The organism is Caballeronia calidae, assembly GCF_900044055.2.
In the GTDB taxonomy this organism is placed as follows: domain Bacteria; phylum Pseudomonadota; class Gammaproteobacteria; order Burkholderiales; family Burkholderiaceae; genus Caballeronia; species Caballeronia calidae.
This window is the reverse complement of record NZ_FCOX02000040.1, coordinates 27,877-45,507: the sequence shown is the minus strand read 5'-3', so window position 1 is coordinate 45,507 and position 17,631 is coordinate 27,877. Positions and strand designations below refer to the sequence as shown.

The window sequence follows — 17,631 nt, the reverse complement described above, 5'->3', positions numbered from 1 at the left end:
TCGAAGAACGCCGGGTCGAAGCTGTACGACGTGAAGACGGCGCCGATGCAGGGCTCCTCCGCGGGAAGTTGATCGAGGACGCGCGACGAGGAGATATTCATTGAAGCTTCCCGAGATCGGCGAGCAGTTGGCGAACGACGTTGACCTTGAGCGGCGGAAACGGCGCCTTGTCGGCGTAGCCTGAATAGCCGGCAACCTGCATCACGAGCTTTCCTTGTTCTTCACGCAACCATGCGCCTGCGCCCCGGCGCGAACGTTGAACCGCGCGATGGAACGCGAGCATGTGTTCGAGCGAGTTCTTCGGTGTCGAGGAAACCAGTCCTCTGAGCAGCTTCAGGAAGTCGGGGCCGTGAAATTGCAGGTTCCCGAAATGCTTCGACTCCACGGCTTCGAGCATCGCGGCGCAGGCCTGGCGCAGTTCGTTCGCTTCGTTTTCCGGGAAGCTTGCTGCGGCGGTTTCCTCGAAATCGGCAACCCAGCCCTGTTTATCGACATGCCCGTATGCGCGTCTGAATCGTTGTAGCAGCAAGCGAGCGATCCGCCCGAATAGCAAGGCGACGTTCACCTTGTCCTTGTTGTCTTGAGTCAGCGGTTGCCACCGGTCGGCCATCATGCCTTCGAGCAGTGGTTCCGTTTCCGTCACTCCGTCTCGATGAGCGGCGATAAGGCATTCGGCCAACGGCAGCGTCGAGCCGTCTCGCGCTACGACGAACAAGGCGTTCCACAGGCGCTCCTGCTGTTTGCTTCGGCACACGATGGAGGACAGGCAAGATCGTGCGCCCAGCCCGGCTAACGACAGGCGCCCGTTTAATCGGGGAATCGCCGTGGTTTCGAAGTTGAGCGCTCGGAGCGCGTAGTCTTCGTACGTGCTTTTCGTGTCGCGCTCTCCCTTCTCGGACCAGAATGATTCGAGTATTGCCGGCGCGGCAGGGGTGACTCGAAGCGACCCGGGAAAGACCAGCCCGTACTCTCTGAGCGAGGAGAGATACGCGCCCAGCCCGCCCAGTTCACTCTGACGCGAAATTAGCGCAAAATCTGTCGGCAACGGCTTTTCGCCGGGAAACCAGGCTCTGGTCGCGCCCCGCACGCCACGCATCGCGTCCTCGTCGCCGCGAGACAGCTGTCCTTTCCTGTACTCCAAAGTCGCCAACGCCCAGAAACGCTCCCAGCGCTCGAAAAGGCGCACGCGCGTTTCGTCGTCGCCCGGATATCCGAATTGGCGTACGGCCTTGTCAGCCAGATCGAGCCCGTATAGCACGACTGCATAGTTTTGAGCACGGCTCGTACGTGTCGTGAATCCGCGAAATAACCACAAGCCAACCTGCTGCCCAAGGTAGTCGAGGGCGAGCGGATCTTCGGCGGTGAAATCGGAATCGGAAGCAAGCGGTGCGCTCCAGAAAAGGCCGTCTGGGATCCGCTTCAGAGCTTGAAGAACTGTCATTTTTTCGGAGCGACTACGTTACGACTATCACAATTCTTTCTGGAAGAAGCGTTAGTTTGGATGCCGCCGCTGGTGACTGGAGATCTGAAAGCCTTTCCACATTTCGCGGCCCCCTATCATGGCAATCGCGAACGACGCTTGCACTCGACCAATGGTTTACTTCGGAGACTGAACGCTCTTCAGCCCGAGCTGAGGGTTCTCGGTCAATTGAAGTTATCGGCCCGTGATGGCGAGGCTGTACGAGCGGGTCAGTAAGGCTCATTTGAGTGGGATCAGGCTGTAGCGTGCTGTCGGCGCCTTGGTGAGGACAAAGACGTCAAGATCTTTAAGATGTGGTCGATATGGACGACGAGCCGAACATCTCGATCAGCAGGATCGACATCATGTATTGGTCGCGGAAACAAAAGGAGGCGATTTAGCTACTTTTTCGCCTTGCCTAACACTACCGCCGTAGCCAGTGCCGTCGCCACCGCCCCACCGACCTTAAGTACCGTTTTGCCGATCTCGCCAGCTACGTTGCCTGCGGTTCCGGTGCATGAAGGGCAGAGTTCGTGATCATAGACCGTTGTACCTTTCGCAAAATCGTGGCACCCGGGAGAACGGCACAAGTACATGGTCTCACCGCACTCGGGACAGCGAAGCTTGTCCCGGCGAAGAGTGTTTTCCTCAACCACAATCGGCTCCACCGATTGCGAACAGAACGGGCACGCCCCTTTTTGTTTCTTCATCGTAATGAAACCCGCCAAGTTAGAGACTTCGTTCGTATCTTGGTGACCCCGAGGTCGGCGTCGCTTTGGCCAGCAATATACACAATCGCACCTCAATGAATATCGACATTCGTAACGCGAACTTGAGAGAGACTTAACAAGATCCGAAATCCTTTCGATACCCTGTCACAAAGCCGGCGCGTCGTGATTTGCCTCGTCTGTCGGTCGATCCCGAGATCTCAATCGCCTCGCCGACTGCGACGCCGGCTCACGAGATTACGCTTTCGATCCTGCTAAAGTCGAACATCAACTGGATGGCTCTGACGTACTTCGTGCGTTTGTACTCGAGGTTTTCTTCGTGCGGCGCATCGAATGTCTCGGGTTCGGCTGTTTGCGCAAGTCCGGCGGCCGGCGCCCATCGTCCTATCATCTGGGCACATTGGCGGTGTTGATGGTCGCGGCGACGCCGATAGTCGACTTTTGAAAAGGTACTGTTGGCTTTCGAACGTGCATGGGGGAGAGCAGCCGGAACGACCGCCGGAGATCCGCGCGGCAATTGTTTTCGAACGTCGCAAAGTGATTTCTTGCCGTCCCCCAGAGCTGATAATCGAATGACGGCAAAGGCCGAAGAATGCAGATCGCATTGATCGGGCCCGCTTTCAACGCCGGCGATCGGCAACGAATTAGACGTGTGACGGTGAGCGAAACTCCGATGCACGGGAGGACGGGCGGTAAATGAGCGCGCGCCCTAAACCCGCCGTTCTTCGACGATGCCTTCCTTGCTCACTTAATTAGATTCAGCACATCTTGCTCAAGCTTTCCAGTAGGAAGGCAAGCCGTCGGAACCGCATTTCCGAGGGGCGGAAAATCGCCGCGGCCATTCGAACTAAAAGCAATCTCATCGCGTCGGGCATCAGCAGCGCCGTTAGGGGCCCGCGCCTGAATGCGCCGCTCAACCACGTAGCGTGCATTCACTGTGACGGTAGTTGTGTCTGGAGTTGGTGATTCGAAAATGATGTTTATGCGACCATCAAGATTCATCTGTCGGATGATGTTGATCATGTTCGGCGATGCGAATTGCGTATAAAGAGCATCCTTGATAGACCCATCGAAATTGTAGTTCTGAGTGCCACGAGCGTTCGTGAATGAAGCAGCGACGCGCCCACAGTCGATGAACTGGTGAGGATCGCCCGAGTAGCTCACGTTTATAAGTCCCGAGGCCTTGTCTATGTTGTTGATGACGAAAAAGTCCTTCCCAAGAGAAGGTACCGCAGACGCCCAGACCGCTTCTCGCGGTTTATCGATCGTTTTTGTCGTCGTTATGGTGCGCTGGCCTGATGGCAACGTGTACGAAAAGGTGCTGGACGCACATCCCGACACAGCCATGACAATGGATAGCGCAGAAAGCGGGGCTTTGACGGAACTCAAACGGAACGTAAACACAGCATCTCCTTCAGACTTCAGTGTTAAGACGGATCTCCTGACGCTCCGAGGATATCGGCACTCTGCGTCAGGAACTTTAGGATCACGCGTCATCGGCCGGTTGCGGGTGTCTTAGCCTCGAATAGGTCTGAGCTCGAGACGGAGCTAAGGGTAGACCCAATAATGGTGGGCGTCCGCATCCAGTCCGTTGAATCGGTCGACGTCATTTGCGCCATAGTGCTTCGCTTGCCAGGTGAAAAAGCGCCGAACATGCTCAGCCCTGATCGCGGCGACATCGACGGTGCCCTCGCCGAAATGAGTCGTCAGCAACCGCCCGACGATGCGCAGGGCCATGCTCCGCGTCTTCGGCGCCAAACCTCGCACGTGCTCCATATACTCGCGGCGGCGGCGCAGTTCCTCGTCTCTCGGTGTTGCGCCATCCGGGCTGGTTCGAAATTGTGAGCTAGTGGCGATCCGTTGGTGGCCGCGGTGCCCGAAGTTCGCCCGTCGGGCGAATTTGACGCCGGAAGCGTCGGTCGCGCTACGCTGCTCCCGCACCATCGCCAAACCGCCATATTGACGACGCCCAAGGGAGCCTGGTCGAACGTCTTATGAGGGCAGCCGACTTCTGCGCGTAACTCTTCCATCGTTTGCATGCAGCGAAGCCCGAGGTTCGACACCAATGCTCAAATCGGCAACAATCAGCGTTCTAAGATAACAACGCCGGCGAACGGAGAGAACAATATGGCGAACGGGGATTTAATTAAACTTGCCGTGCTAATCGATGCCGACAATGCTTCGGCGGCGGTTGTAAGGGAGTTGTTGGAAGAAGTAGCAAAGTATGGAACCGCGACGGTTAAGCGCGCCTTCGGAGACTGGACGACACAGAATTTGGCAGGATGGAAGGACCAGTTGCATCGATACGCAATCCAACCCGTTCAACAATTTGCATACACAAAAGGCAAGAATTCAACGGACTCCGCCTTTATCATTGACGCGATGGATCTTCTATATGCAGGTAACGTTGATGGATTCTGCATTGTTTCCAGTGACAGCGACTTCACGAGGCTCGCGACACGCCTTCGGGAAGCCGGGAAGCTTGTCTACGGACTCGGCGAGCGGAAGACACCCGAGCCGTTCATTGCCGCTTGCGACAAGTTCGTTTTCTTTGAGGTCTTGAGGAAGACTGGCGACAAAGCGGAGTCGATAAGCGTCGCCGGCGTGCCTGATTTAAAACGGCTTTTGATTCACGCAATCAATGAAACGTCTCGCGACGGTGGATGGGCACCGCTTTCGACGGTGGGCTCATTCATAAGCAAAAACAACACGTCATTCGATCCTCGAAATTATGGATTCACGAAGCTCGGCGAGCTGGTGCGTAAGCAAAGGTATCTTGAGTGCAAAGTTACACCGGACGCATCTGGCGTTGTAACCCATCTGCACGTTAAAGTCAGGCAATAGGACAAATAATACGACCGAGGTGAAGTGGAGGCGCTGGCAGCCCCATGGTTCGCATGGTTGCGGTCGTCAACCGGGGAGCAAGACTCGTTCGCCGTTCCCTGAAGCCGACGTTCGACCGCGCCGCGTCGCGAATGACAGCGAAGCGGCGCGCTGCGGCCGCACGGCGGATGAAGGCGAGCGTCGGCTATGGCCGATCGAGAGTCAATGTCCCATTTCCGTGACCGTGCGGGGCAGCCGGCATCCAGGGGGCGAATGCTTTCAGGCGTGCGCATAATCGATCGTCAGCGTCTCGCGGAAACATCGTCGCGAGAGTTTTCGTGGACGACCTCGACGTCGACGGTTCGGCCGTCGTCGCCAAACGCGCGCGCGTGCCGACCCAGCGATCCAATACGCCCGGTCTCCGTCCGTTGGTCGAGCTTATGAAATTCTTCGCATAATGTGAGAGAATCGCTTCGCTAGGGAAGGTCTGAATAACGCCTTTTTAAAGCGACTGTGTGCCACATTCGAATTCGGTGTGCCTTAAGAGATCGTTTATCCGACGGACGCGATGATAAAAGAGGTCGAAAAATTCACATCCAATCCGTCGGTTGCTGCGGTTCGCGGGCTTTTCTGCTCAAACGTTGAGCAACTTGCGCCGCGCCATCCAAAGATTCGAGAGCGCGAACAGCGTTGTTAGTTGAGCAGTGTTCTTCTTCAAGCCGCGATAGCGAACCTTGACGAAACCAAACTGCCGCTTGATCACGCGAAATGGATGCTCGACTTTCGCCCGGATACTTGCCTTGAGGTATTCAATTTCATCAAGAACGGCGTCGAGCTTGTTGTTCTTGTCCAGCGCAGCACGCTTGCCCGGGCCCATCGCGACATGCCACCTCAATGTCCGCGCGTTCGTGCGCTTGTCCGCGCCTCGATAACCCGCATCGCCATACACGTCGGTTTCCTTGCCATGCAGCAGCGCGCTCGCCTCGACCACGTCATGCACATTTGCCGCCGTTCCTCTGATCGTGTGTACCAGACCCGAGTCCGCGTCAGCACCCACATGGGCCTTCATCCCGAAGTACCATTGGTTTCCCTTCTTGGTCTGATGCATCTCGGGGTCTCGCTCACCACTGGCATTCTTGGTCGAACTTGGCGCCGCGATCAGCGTGGCATCAACCACCGTACCCGCTTTGAGCAGCAGGCCTTTGCCGCTCAGCAGCGCGTTGACCGTCTCCAGCATCTGCGCGGCAAGCTCATGCTTTTCGAGAAGATGCCGGAACCTCAGTATCGTGCTCTCGTCAGGCAAGCGCATATTCCAGTTATCCAGTCCTGCAAACTCCCGAAACAGCGGCATGTCATGCAGCGCCTCTTCCATCGCGGGATCACTCAACGTGAACCATTGCTGCATGAAGTGGATGCGCAGCATCGTCTCGACAGCAAATGGCGGTCGTCCTCTCTTGCCCTCGGGCGCGTGTGGCGTGACCAACTCAACGAGTTTGGCCCACGGAACAACCCGATTCATCTCGTCAAGGAACTCGCGCTTACGCGTACGTTTGGTCGTCAAATCGAATCCAAGATTAGCTTGTTTCATCCTCATATCGTCGCAGCCGTCGTCTTTCTCGGCAAGCGCCGCGGAAGATATTTATGCAGACCTTCCCTAGATAAAACCATGAGAAATCGGGGGCAACTTGGCGGGCGAGAGCGCCTATTCACGTTTCGACACGTCCGAGGCAAAAGCCGATGAGGTCCCGCAGTCTCATACGAAACGCGCATTTAATGCTTTGTTGCGGCGTCGACCGCGTTCAAGATGTGCGACCCGCGGGAATACGTGCGGCCACTAGCGTCCTCTGCAATGGATTTGGCGACCTCGGTGCCATCGCCCGCACGCCGCTTTGTACCGTGGCTCGTGCTTGGTCTGCTGCGCTGCCCCCAGAAGGTGGATGCCCCGACGTGCCGAGCAGTTGCACGTGATTTGAGCGTGGTGCGCAGGAGCATACACACGATGAAGCAGACGAGCGTCAGCGCTTTCAACGCCGGGCCATCAATGCTCGGTTACCTCTATCAGGTTCGGCTCGCGCTAGTGTGGGCAGTCAGGAAGAGCCGGACGGCGGATTTCGTTGTCAAAATCGAAGCACTCGACGACGTCAGTTTTCACGCCGACGGTGATCCTGTTGCGGTGCTCCAAACGAAACATGCACTGAATACCGCCGCGAGCCTTGGTGACCTGAGCACCGAGCTCTGGAAGACTTTACGCGTCTGGCTGGTCGGCTCTTCGTCTGGCGAGATTCCGCACGCCGTCGCACATTTTCTGATCACGACGGCCGCTGTCTCCGAAGGAACGGCATGTGAGGCACTTTCCTGCGATCCGGCGAACCGCAACGTGGAAACTGCCGCGAATCTCCTGAAGCACGCTGCTGCAACGTCAACAAACGAACAGCTTTCCGAGATCTTTAAGGCCTTTCTCGCTTTGCAAGACAGTGAGAGATCGGCGCTTCTCGAGAACATCTTCGTCGTGCCCGAGCAGCCAAACGTGGACGAAATCTCTGCCCAGTTGCAGTCAGAGCTTTACCACGTCTCCCTCCATCACCAGAAGGTCGCCGTCCAGATGCTTGAGGGCTGGTGGCTGCACCGCGCGGTACACGAACTCGCAAGTACAGGTGAGGGCATCAGCCGTGCGGAAATGGATGCGCAGATTCTTGAAATACAGGAATCGTTGAAGCCTGATTCTTTACCGATCGACCATGAGATCGATGCTCTGATGGTCGCGCTCGATTCCTTGCCAGAGTTTGCTCACTATCCCTTCTACAAGCAGGTCGAACTGGTCGGTGGTAGCCGGTCCCGCATCCACAATGCGATTACGAGTTACCTGCAGGCATTCCGTCAGAGATCTCTCTGGACCCGCGATGATCTGCTTTTCGACATGGATTTGAAGCAATACGAGACCCGACTAATTCGTGAGTGGGAACTCATCCGCGGGCAAGTTTGTGATGAACTGGAAGAGACTGCGGGCGAAAAGGAGATGATGAAGGCTGGTCGGGCAATTCTAAAGTGGGCGGAAGACGGATTGGTACCGATCAAGAAAGGCGTTAGCGTTCCCTGGGTGTGTCGCGGATCACTGCATATGCTCGCCGACGAGCGACGGCTTGGCTGGCATCCCGATTTTGCCGGGCGTCTTGAAGCGATTCTCGACCTGCATGTCGAGAGCTCAACGTGATGACGTCATGGCATGAGCGAACGGTTGAGCAGCGCAATCTCCTGAATCCCGCGTTCTGCGCTGTTGTCCTATGGCACATTGCACTCGGATACAGGCAGGAGGCGCTCTCGACTCAATTAAGCGAAACGGGATTGCCGCTGGAACTGTCGTTTGTGGGGGCAAGCCTCGTGCTTCGTGGCCAGACGCGCTCACAGCTACCCAGCACGATCCGAACGTCACTCATTGCCTGGCTTCAGGATAACCCGCTGGAGCGCTCCGCGATCGCAAGAGGCGTCGAGATTTTACGTCCCTACGTGAGGGAAGCAATCATTTTTGGCGTTCATCACGGGGCGCTAACGACTACTGGGCCAAGCGTGACTCCGATGGACAGCGCAAAAAAGAAAATGACGACCTACGTGAAACACGCGAGGCATGACGTGCAGGACTGCGCCCGCCGGGGCCACTTTGTAGGACGCTGGCTGCAAAAAAACGGAACATCTGGCACCACGCTCGCGCTTCTGGGACTTCAACCATGATTCAGATAAGAGCGATCGTCGCGTATAGCCATGATGGCCGACACCGGGTTCTACCTTTGAAGCCTGGAAAAGTGAACATCATTTCCGGTGACTCCCGCACAGGCAAATCCGCAATCCTCGGCGTACTCGACTATTGCTTTGGTTCGTCGGTGCTTGATGTTCCGGAGGGAATCATCCGGCGGGGGGCCGCTTGGTTTGGTCTGTTGCTGCAGACAACGCACGGGCAGGCATTCATCGCTCGCAAGCTTCCGGCCGGGAACGGCAAATCGAGCGAGACAGTGTTCATCAAGATCGGCCAGTCGCTCGATATTCCACACGCCTCCGAACTTCGGCAGACCACGAATTCCGACGGGTTGTCGGCGATGCTGGCGTCATGGGTGGGGATAACGGACTATCTTCATGAGCCGCCAGCGGGACACTCACGTCCGCCGCTATCCGCGACCTTTAATCACGCGCTCACGTTCTGCTTCCAGTCCCAGAACGAGATCGGGCAGAAGGCTGTCTTGTTTCATGGTGCTAGCGATCGCTTTGTCGCCCAGGCGATCAAGGACACGTTGCCGTACTTTCTCGGAGCGGTGACTGATGAATATATCCAGAACCAGCAACGGCTGAAACAGGTCCGCGCTGAAATCCGGCGACTCGAGAAACGGCTGGCCGAAGCATCCGCAATAGTTGGTGACGGCGTGAGCCGTGCTGACACATTGCTGGCAGAGGCCAAGTCGGTCGGGTTGACCGACCTCTCGGATAGTGCATCGTGGGCGGAGAAAGTGGAAGTCCTGAAAAGGATACAAAACGCTCCAATCGCGCGGCCTGTTGTAGAAGGTGGCGAGCAGGCCGAATTTGATAGACTGACCCGAAAACGTACCGAGCTTTTGCAGGCGCAAAGCGGTATTCAGGCCGCGATAGACCGGGCTCGCGCATTTGAAGGCAATTCGCGCGGATTCGCAACGGAAGCCGCGGAACACGTCGCGCGACTAGACGCAATTTCCGTTTTTGAACCGTCAGCTCAGGATCATGCCTGTCCACTATGCCTCCAGGACCTTCCTGAAGCGTCTGCTACGCCGTCAATCGGCGAGCTGCGTACGGCAAAGGACGCTATCGGGGAGCGCGGCGGCGCGATGGATTCGGCGACGCCGCGCATTGAATCCGCGATCGTTGAGATTGAACAGAAACTCATTCTGAACCGTCGCGAGCTGGAGGAGAATCGCGAGTTACTCAACTCAATCAAGCGATCAAGCGAGCGACTACAACTTGCATCGGACACCGAGGCGCGACGAGCATTGGTCGTCGGCCGCATCAGCCTGTATGTCGAAAACATACCTGAGATGCCCGACGTTAGTGAACAACGCAGCAAGCTCGCAAAGCTTAGACAGCAGGAGCTGGAACTTTACGAAGCCGTCAGTGCTGACGCCATCCAGGAGCGTCTGGAGTCTTGCCTGTCCAACGTGAACCGTAGTCTCTCCGACTACGCTGAGCGTGTCGACCTCGAGTACTCGGATAGTCCACTTCGCCTCGATCCGAGAGCGCTGACGATTGTCGCAGACACCCCGAATCGGCCGATCCCGATGCGAGAAATTGGGAGCGGAGAAAACCATGTCGGCTATCACATCGTTGCGCACCTTGCGCTGCACAAGTGGTTCGCGGAACGAAAGCGCCCCGTGCCCTCATTTCTTCTGCTCGACCAGCTTTCGCAGGCGCATTTTTCTCCAGATGCGGAACGACGTGAAAACGTGGATCCCACCAAGATCGATACCGACCGGAAAGCCGTCAAGGCGCTTTACAAGTTGATATTCGACGTCATTGAAGAAGAGGAGGGCAGCTTCCAGATTATCATCACTGACCACCCGGATTTCAGCGATGACCCCCGGTTTCAGGCGGCTGTGCGTGAGCGGTGGCGTAAAGGGGTCAAGCTTATCCCACAGGACTGGCCGCAATCCCCTTAGTAGTTCGGTTTGGTTTCGTGAATTTGCTGGATTGCCATTCCGTTGTTTTTCTTCCCGGGTCCGGGTTGCGAGCGTTGCTCCGACTTGCCCCGATCCAACAGTACGGTGCACTCCATTGGCTCCTGAAGCGCCAGAAATTGACACAGTGAGAGCCTTGTTCTCTGACTAAGCATAACGGGTCCAATTTTTCCGATGGCCCAACGCTGCCCCTGCATCCGGTTTGCGAACCTTAAATATAACCATCGCAAAACAGGCGACGGTCGCTTCGGAGTTTTACCCTGAGCAGCTGCTTCGAGGTCTTACGGAAACGCTCAGGCATGCTGAGCAGAATGCAATGATGATTGTGCTTGACGAGATCGTTCGCACGCAGGGCAACTTACGATCCGGGGTCTTCGTTCGATCCGTGCAACAATTGGCGATTAGACCAGAAAACCGGCGAAATATCATGGGCTTGCGTTTCCACAGATCGCGCGAGATCCCGTCGACGGCAAAGCCTTGCTGCAGGCGGTTCGGCGGGCCTAATTCAGATTTCGCACAAAAAGTACGCCTACCCCGAATACCTGCTCACACATATTATATTGCTGACCACAAGGTCAACCGCATCAACGAACTGCTCCCCTGGAACGTGGCCGACAAACTGAAGCCGGCAGCTGCGCCCACGCCCACCGTTTGACTGAGTAGATCCAGATAGATCGTGTCCACGATCATGAAACGATCTTACGCGATCTACCAGGACCTCCCCACGCTCTCACATCATGCCCCACGCGCGCGCGGATCGGGGACCGGCCCTGCCGAGCCGCTTACTTCTCGCCTAAATGTTCCGCAAGAAGAAATGCTTAATCGGGGTCCCTTCGATTCCAGTGCATTTTGCGACGGTAGGGCGATCTAGGCGCGACGCTGGTTTGCGACACGGCCCTAATATAATGTTGAGTAAAATCAATTGCTTGCTGTCTGGGTGGGGCGTTCAGTCATGGCCGACCTCATGTTCTCGCATGCAATAGTCGTCGCCCCGTCATTCGCTGTCGCTATGCTCCTCGGTCCGTCATTCGCTTCGAGGGGGCGCGATGGAACACTGGCAGGTCACTTATCTTGGCATCCGGCAAATCCCTCGCGAACTTACCGACTTTGACCTTGCCATGTGTCACGGGGCGGTGTATTGACGCCGGGGATGGGCGGCGTAATGGCGCCAGCAGAAACGGGGTAAAACGCGGATTCGAACGGTTTCAAGATTGCGGTTTTTTGCCGTTTTTGGCAACCGCATTTTCGCCGTTGTCGGGCATCGGTTTGGGCTTGCGGAAGCTCTCGCCCTCGATGACGACACGATAGGCGCCGTGGCGCAGGCGATCGAGCGTTGCAGCTCCAAGAACGCGGTTGTCGGGGAAGGCGTCGCCCCATTCGCTGAAGTCCAAATTTGAAGTCAAGATCGAGGCTGCGCGCTCGTACCTTGCAGCGATCAGGTCGTGAAAGTCCTCATCGTGGGGTGCACGAAGGGGCTTGAGCGCGAAGTCGTCAACGATCAGCAGTGGCACACGCACGAACTGCTGAAACTTACGTTCGTATAGATCAGTGGCGCGCGCTGCATGCAGCTTCTTGAGCAGATCGGTCTGGTTGATAAACAGCACATCGCGACCTTGGCGCGCAGCACAGTGCCCGAGCGCCTGCGCTAAATGCGACTTGCCGACGCCTGTCTGGCCGACCATCAGAACGCAGACCTTCTCGTCGATGTATCGACCCGTCGCAAGATCGTGAAGGTGCGAACGGTTTAGTTTAGGCAGTCGGTCGAAGTCGAAGGTCTCGAGCGTCTTGCCCATCGCAAAGCCGGCGCGGGCAAGACGCGCGCCGAGCTTCTTCTGCGCACGTCGTGCGATTTCGTCATGAAGCAGCATGGCCAGAAACTCGGTGTAGGCGAGTTGCCCATCGATGGCCTCCCGATTGCGCTGTTCGAGGGAGTCCAGGATGCCAGACAGTCGCAACTGCCTGAGGATGGTATTCAGTTCGGGACTTGGATTCATGGCGTTCAATGCAGTAGAAAGGACTGGAGATCGCGGCCGAAGCGGCCACCGTTCACGTAGGTGTCGGCCGGTTCCGTCGCCTGTGCCGTCGCTGCTGGCTGGCCGTCCAGTCCCTTGTCGAGAATGACCTTAACGGTGCGATACTTCGGGCTGGAGAACGTGAGTGCGCGCTCGCAGGCGGCGTTCAGGCGCGCGTCGCCGTACTTCTCGCGTAGACGGACGAGACCCTGCGCGCCGCGCAGGTTCACGAGCACCTTGTCGTTGAACATCGCGAGGATCACTGCAAGGCAGGCTGGCCCAATCTCTCTAGCTTGGGCCAGACACCACTGCGGATCGCGCTCAAGCCACGCCTGCGCCTCGGGCGGCTGGTGATCCCGCACCGTATGCCGATCACCAGGCTTGCGTAGTCGCGGATGCGTCGCAACGAGTTCATGCCGGTGGAACGCCTGTACCACGGTATCGGTGACCTTCAACCACAGCTGCTTGCCAACAAGCGTGAACGGCACCGAGTACAGCGCGTTCTTGTAGACGATGTGGCCGTCCGTATGCACCTTGACCTCGCTCCACACGGCCAGCACCGGCGGCACGTCAGGCAGGCGTGCAAGAAGCGGGCGTTCGATGGGAAAGCGCGCAAGCGGCAGGTCGCGGGTCGTGCCGTGCACGCGAGTGCCGGCCTGCTGCGTGACCCAGTCGCGCAATTGCCGGTTCGCATCGGCCAGATCCCTGAAGTCGCGTAGCGGTACGAAAGATTTTTTTACGTATTTGACTCCAGATTCAACAATTCCTTTTTTAGCAGGGTCGTGCGGCGGACATGCGTCGATCCGGAATCCATATCCCTCAGCAAGCGCGGCATAGGAGCGCTGGACTGCAGGCTCATATCGGCACGCCTTGACGATCGCGCACTTCGCGTTATCGATGATGACCCGGCCGGGACAGCCGCCGAACCATTCGAAGGCGCGCCGATGGCAGGCCAGCCACGTCTCTACCGTCTGGTCGAGCACGATCTCGGCGTACTGGTGACGCGACCAGCAAAGCGTCATCACAAAGATCCACGTCTTGAGCGGAAGGCCGGATTCATGCGTGAGCACTGGACCGGCGCCGAAGTCGACTTGCGCCGCGTCCGACGGAGGAAACTCTAGGATCGTCGTCGTGGTCCCCGGCTTGCGCTCGGCACCCAGACGACGCAGCATGCGCTTCACGGCGTCATAGCTGCCCGTGTAGCCGTGATTGCGTTGAAGGGCGGCGTGGATGGTGGTGCCCTGGACGCCCGCAGCCGACCAGTCGCGTATCTGTTCACGGAACGGCTCGGCCGTCGACACGCAGGTGTGCGGCAAGTGCGGCGAGCGACCGAAAACGCCAGCGATCGTGGCGTCATCCGGCAACGGCTGTGTCGGATCCAGCCATCCGAGCCCCTCGGCTTCCCGGCGCACGGTCGTCAACTTCTTGCGTCCCATCAAGCCGCCGCGCGCGATGTCGCGGTCGGAATCGCCCTGTCGCATGCGGACAAGGACTTGGCGGTACTCGAACAATTCGAATCTTAGGTCAACCTTTACCTAAGATTCGTTAGGTTCGCATATAAATTAGGTTGACTGTCGACAGGCCAAGTTCCCCACATGCACACTCCGCGGCGAAAGACGCGACGCGGCAATTGTTGAAGCTCACCTAATTTCCGTGTTCTCATATCGAGGCTTACATCGTGTTCGAGGAGGACATCATGTCTGCGAGCAAATTGCCGGCGCACTCATCGCGCTGTAGCACCCCTGTCGGGAACCCCATAGACGCCATCGTTTCCAGGTACGTGGATTACCTGCGTGAGCGACGATATGCGTCCGAGACGATCCAACGCTATCTGGCCTCTTTGCGCCACTTCGCCCGTCGGCTGAACAAGCGCTTAACCCTTGACGATATCGACGATGCTCTTGTGATGGAGTTTGTCGATGTTCATTTGCCGCGTTGCCGATGTCCGCGACCGTGCATGCGCCATGTCAACACGGTGCGCGCAGCTCTCCGCCATCTCCTGTCCGTTCTAAAGGACGAGGGGTTGTGCAACGCTGGTCGCGCTCAGTTGCATTCGCCGGTCGATTTCGAGCTGGGGCTGTTCAAACATTACCTGGTCGATAGTTGTGGTTACGCGCAGACCACTTGTTGCAACCGTCTCTGGCATATTCGCAACTTTCTCGACTCCGTCTTCGGTCAGGAAGCCGTGACCGCCGATCATCTGACTTCAACGGATATTGAGAACTTCACCGCGCGCTATTTCAAAGGGCGGAGTCATGCGACACGTCTTACCTACTGTGTTGATCTCGCAAGTTATCTTCGCTTTCGAGGCCTTCAGGGGGATGACACTCGTGCTCTTCTCGCCGCGATCCCGAAGATGGCGTCACCGATGCCGGTGCGTCTGCCGATTGCGATGACGAACAGGGAGTTGGACCTCTTTTTCGCAGCGTTCGATTTGACCACGCCGATTGGCATGCGCGATTTCGCGATTGCACGGTGCTTGGCCGATCTGGCGTTACGTCGCATGGAAGTTGTGCGTCTGCAGTTGGGTTCATTCGACTGGCAGAATGGAACGGTGACACTAACTCATACCAAGGGCGGACGGGAACGCAAGCTACCGCTGCCGGCACAGACGGCCAACGCACTTGTCCGCTATTTGAGGTACGGACGGCCCGATACAAGTAATCGTGCCGTCTTCGTCCGGCAAATCGCGCCGTATGACAAGCCGATTAGCGCGGTTGCCGTCAACCACCTCATCAGAGCTGCCTTTGTACGTGCGGGCCTCGACGAGCGGTTTCGTGGCGTCCACGTGTTGCGACGCACCGCAGCAACACGCCTCATTCAAGGTGGGGCATCACTAAAAGAAGTTGCCGATGTCCTGGGGCACAGGCACCTCAATACGACGACACTTTACACCCGGGTCGATCTTGATCGTCTGCGCAAAGTAGCGCAACCATGGCCGGAGCATCGGCCATGAATGCGCCCCAACCTTGGACCGAGCGCATCGAAGGCTACCTTGCATATCGGCGCAACGCTGGATTTAACATTGTGGGCGATTCGCCCAGACTGCGGCAATTCGGCCGATTCGCTGATCAACAGATCCCCCCGCATTCACACCTTCTCGTCGAGCTAGCCGTGGCGTGGGCTCGTTCGACGAAACGCGATCAACACTTCACGTGGGCTCGGCGCCTTGAACTTCTGCGGGGCTTCGCGCGGTACTGGCAGCGTTTCGATCCAGTGACCGAGGTGCCGCCAGGAAGGTTGCTCGGCAGAGCCTATCGACGACTGACACCACATATTTTCACACAGCAGGAAGTATCGATGTTGATGGCAGCTACCGCCGGCCTTCAACCTCGTGACGGGCTGCGTCCTGCGACTTGCAAGACCATGTTCGGGCTGCTCGCAGCGAGTGGACTACGCCCGATAGAGGCCACACGCCTGATGCGTAGCGACGTCGATCTTGACCAAGGACTGCTGTTGGTTAAGGAAGCGAAAGGGCATCGAAGCCGCTTGATCCCCTTGCATCCGAGCACCACAGAGGCCTTGCGCACGTACGCTCAGCAGCGTGATCGCCTCGTGCGCCAGCCAAGCAGCGACCGGTTTTTTCTGCTCGATAAAGGTATGCCAGTCGGCGTGCCGACGCTCCAGTGCGCGTTGGAAACCCTATGCCGTCGACTGGGGTGGTTGCCACGCGGCGATTATACGCATCATCGCTGTTATGACTTCCGGCATAGTTTTGTCGCCAACAGTCTGTTGTGCTCCGACCGCCGGGGGATCGACGTTGATCACGCAATCCTCGCGCTCTCGACTTATCTCGGCCACACTTCAGTTGCCCACACTTACTGGTACTGCACTGCGGTGCCAGAACTGATGGCTCTCATTGGAGAGCGTTTTCATCGGTATGCCCAAGGGGAATCGACATGAGCCTTGTTACCAGCCAGCCGCAGGAATTTGCTTCGCTCCTTCAGCGGTTCTTCATCGAGCGGCTAATGCAGCAGCAGAATGCGAGTCCAAGAACGGTCGAATCATACCGCGACACCTTCCGCATGCTGTTGACCTACGCGCAGCAAGCGTTGCATAAACCGCCCGAGAAGTTCACGCTCGAGGAACTCGACGTCACGTTGATCACTGCATTTCTGGACCACCTTGAAACTGCACGATTCAATAGCATTCGCAGTCGCAATGCACGGCTTTCCGCAATACGGACCTTCTATCACTACGTCACAATGCGATGTCCCCAAGCACTGCACCTGGCACAACAAATTCTCTCAGTTCCAACGAAACGTTTCGAAAGACCACTTCTGGGATCGCTGTCACGTGAGGAAGTTCACGCCTTGTTGGATGCACCCGACGCATATACGTGGTTCGGACAGCGCGATCGTCTACTGCTCGCGCTTCTCTACAACACCGGTGCCAGGGTGTCTGAGCTGACCGGGATGCGCGTGGCCGATGTAACGCTTGCTGCAACGCCGTGGGTACGTCTGAACGGCAAGGGTCGAAAGCAGCGTGCCGTACCGCTATGGCGTGAAACTGCGGCAGCGATACGCCACTGGATACGTGAGCAGGGTTTGCAGCCGGAACAGCCGCTGTTGCCAAGCCGCCATGGTGGACTAATGACGCGCGCAAACGTTGCTGAGCGATTTTCACTGGCACTGACGGCGGCAGCGAAGACCTGCCCGTCGCTTCTGAAGCGCCATATTACTCCGCATTCCATGAGGCACACGGTTGCCACGCATCTCTTGCAAGCAGGCGTAGGTATCACCGAGGTAGCACTCTGGCTAGGACATGAAAGCCCTGTGACGACGCACGGCTATGTCGAAACAGATCAGACGATGAAGCGGCGAACGCTTGCGACAGTAAAGGCGCCCGCAATCAAGATGACGTTTTATCGTCCATCCGATTCACTACTCAAATTTCTGGAAAGCCTCTGAGATTATTAGGTG

At 57.3% G+C, this 17,631-nt stretch carries 15 protein-coding genes; 8 read left to right on the top strand and 7 right to left on the bottom strand.

The window, feature by feature from the left end; genetic code table 11:
• Window positions 1-97 precede the first annotated feature (97 nt).
• From AWB78_RS28730 to AWB78_RS47775, 4 genes are all read right to left on the bottom strand, one after another.
• On the bottom strand, window positions 98-1,441 hold the full coding sequence (locus AWB78_RS28730) for a hypothetical protein (protein WP_062609659.1): 1,344 nt from the start codon (window positions 1,439-1,441) through the stop codon (window positions 98-100).
• A gap of 975 nt (window positions 1,442-2,416) precedes the next feature.
• On the bottom strand, window positions 2,417-2,827 hold the full coding sequence (locus AWB78_RS46810; protein ID WP_157697649.1) for a hypothetical protein: 411 nt from the start codon (window positions 2,825-2,827) through the stop codon (window positions 2,417-2,419).
• Between the two features lie 104 nt (window positions 2,828-2,931).
• The gene (locus AWB78_RS46805; protein ID WP_157697648.1) at window positions 2,932-3,591 is read right to left on the bottom strand and encodes a hypothetical protein; all 660 of its coding nucleotides are present in this window, start codon (window positions 3,589-3,591) and stop codon (window positions 2,932-2,934) included.
• A 144-nt stretch (window positions 3,592-3,735) separates the two neighbouring features.
• On the bottom strand, window positions 3,736-3,924 hold the full coding sequence (locus AWB78_RS47775; RefSeq protein ID WP_198399367.1) for a hypothetical protein: 189 nt from the start codon (window positions 3,922-3,924) through the stop codon (window positions 3,736-3,738).
• A gap of 390 nt (window positions 3,925-4,314) precedes the next feature.
• Here AWB78_RS47775 and AWB78_RS28720 point away from each other — a divergent pair, with 390 nt between their 5' ends.
• Window positions 4,315-5,031, top strand: a complete 717-nt coding sequence (locus AWB78_RS28720; RefSeq protein ID WP_062609657.1) for an NYN domain-containing protein — start codon at window positions 4,315-4,317, stop codon at window positions 5,029-5,031.
• 613 nt (window positions 5,032-5,644) lie between these two features.
• Here the strand turns inward: AWB78_RS28720 and AWB78_RS28715 are convergent.
• The gene (locus tag AWB78_RS28715; RefSeq protein ID WP_062609716.1) at window positions 5,645-6,598 is read right to left on the bottom strand and encodes an IS5 family transposase; all 954 of its coding nucleotides are present in this window, start codon (window positions 6,596-6,598) and stop codon (window positions 5,645-5,647) included.
• A 411-nt stretch (window positions 6,599-7,009) separates the two neighbouring features.
• Here AWB78_RS28715 and AWB78_RS28710 point away from each other — a divergent pair, with 411 nt between their 5' ends.
• The 4 genes from AWB78_RS28710 to AWB78_RS49835 all read left to right on the top strand — a co-directional run bounded on the left by AWB78_RS28710 (window position 7,010) and on the right by AWB78_RS49835 (window position 11,352).
• Window positions 7,010-8,221: an ABC-three component system protein gene (locus AWB78_RS28710; RefSeq protein ID WP_062609655.1), complete on the top strand. Its 1,212-nt coding sequence runs from the start codon at window positions 7,010-7,012 to the stop codon at window positions 8,219-8,221.
• Entirely contained in the window at window positions 8,221-8,736 is a 516-nt protein-coding gene (locus tag AWB78_RS28705; RefSeq protein ID WP_062609652.1) for a three component ABC system middle component, read from the top strand. The genes AWB78_RS28710 and AWB78_RS28705 overlap by 1 nt, the downstream gene beginning before the upstream one ends.
• A gap of 71 nt (window positions 8,737-8,807) precedes the next feature.
• The gene (locus AWB78_RS28700; protein ID WP_157697646.1) at window positions 8,808-10,679 is read left to right on the top strand and encodes a DUF3732 domain-containing protein; all 1,872 of its coding nucleotides are present in this window, start codon (window positions 8,808-8,810) and stop codon (window positions 10,677-10,679) included.
• A gap of 334 nt (window positions 10,680-11,013) precedes the next feature.
• Window positions 11,014-11,352 (top strand): hypothetical protein, encoded by a 339-nt coding sequence (locus AWB78_RS49835; protein WP_374729495.1) that lies wholly within the window; start codon window positions 11,014-11,016, stop codon window positions 11,350-11,352.
• 550 nt (window positions 11,353-11,902) lie between these two features.
• Here the strand turns inward: AWB78_RS49835 and istB are convergent.
• Window positions 11,903-12,691 (bottom strand): IS21-like element helper ATPase IstB, encoded by a 789-nt coding sequence (gene istB, locus AWB78_RS28690; protein ID WP_062609645.1) that lies wholly within the window; start codon window positions 12,689-12,691, stop codon window positions 11,903-11,905.
• 5 nt (window positions 12,692-12,696) lie between these two features.
• Complete coding sequence (gene istA, locus AWB78_RS28685; protein WP_232477923.1) at window positions 12,697-14,220, bottom strand: IS21 family transposase; 1,524 nt, start codon at window positions 14,218-14,220, stop codon at window positions 12,697-12,699.
• A 185-nt stretch (window positions 14,221-14,405) separates the two neighbouring features.
• Between istA and AWB78_RS28680 the strand changes: the two genes are divergently transcribed.
• Genes AWB78_RS28680 through AWB78_RS28670 form a run of 3 tightly spaced genes read left to right on the top strand, consistent with a single transcriptional unit; the run spans window position 14,406 to window position 17,619 of the window.
• Window positions 14,406-15,665 carry a site-specific integrase gene (locus tag AWB78_RS28680; protein ID WP_063959035.1) on the top strand — a complete coding sequence of 420 codons (1,260 nt, stop codon included), beginning with the start codon at window positions 14,406-14,408 and terminating at the stop codon, window positions 15,663-15,665.
• Window positions 15,662-16,612 (top strand): tyrosine-type recombinase/integrase, encoded by a 951-nt coding sequence (locus tag AWB78_RS28675; RefSeq protein WP_062609638.1) that lies wholly within the window; start codon window positions 15,662-15,664, stop codon window positions 16,610-16,612. The genes AWB78_RS28680 and AWB78_RS28675 overlap by 4 nt, the downstream gene beginning before the upstream one ends.
• Window positions 16,609-17,619 (top strand): tyrosine-type recombinase/integrase, encoded by a 1,011-nt coding sequence (locus AWB78_RS28670; RefSeq protein ID WP_062609636.1) that lies wholly within the window; start codon window positions 16,609-16,611, stop codon window positions 17,617-17,619. The genes AWB78_RS28675 and AWB78_RS28670 overlap by 4 nt, the downstream gene beginning before the upstream one ends.
• Window positions 17,620-17,631: the final 12 nt, after the last annotated feature.

Excerpts from the sequence above, each read along its gene's own strand:
- AWB78_RS28730 (WP_062609659.1), bottom strand. The coding sequence starts at position 1,441 with ATGACAGTTCTTCAAGCTCTGAAGCGGATCCCAGACGGCCTTTTCTGG.
- AWB78_RS47775 (WP_198399367.1), bottom strand. The coding sequence starts at position 3,924 with ATGGCCCTGCGCATCGTCGGGCGGTTGCTGACGACTCATTTCGGCGAG.
- AWB78_RS28720 (WP_062609657.1), top strand. The coding sequence starts at position 4,315 with ATGGCGAACGGGGATTTAATTAAACTTGCCGTGCTAATCGATGCCGAC.
- AWB78_RS28715 (WP_062609716.1), bottom strand. The coding sequence starts at position 6,598 with ATGAAACAAGCTAATCTTGGATTCGATTTGACGACCAAACGTACGCGT.
- AWB78_RS28710 (WP_062609655.1), top strand. The coding sequence starts at position 7,010 with ATGAAGCAGACGAGCGTCAGCGCTTTCAACGCCGGGCCATCAATGCTC.
- AWB78_RS28705 (WP_062609652.1), top strand. The coding sequence starts at position 8,221 with ATGACGTCATGGCATGAGCGAACGGTTGAGCAGCGCAATCTCCTGAAT.
- AWB78_RS49835 (WP_374729495.1), top strand. The coding sequence starts at position 11,014 with ATGATGATTGTGCTTGACGAGATCGTTCGCACGCAGGGCAACTTACGA.
- istB (WP_062609645.1), bottom strand. The coding sequence starts at position 12,691 with ATGAATCCAAGTCCCGAACTGAATACCATCCTCAGGCAGTTGCGACTG.
- AWB78_RS28680 (WP_063959035.1), top strand. The coding sequence starts at position 14,406 with ATGTCTGCGAGCAAATTGCCGGCGCACTCATCGCGCTGTAGCACCCCT.
- AWB78_RS28675 (WP_062609638.1), top strand. The coding sequence starts at position 15,662 with ATGAATGCGCCCCAACCTTGGACCGAGCGCATCGAAGGCTACCTTGCA.
- AWB78_RS28670 (WP_062609636.1), top strand. The coding sequence starts at position 16,609 with ATGAGCCTTGTTACCAGCCAGCCGCAGGAATTTGCTTCGCTCCTTCAG.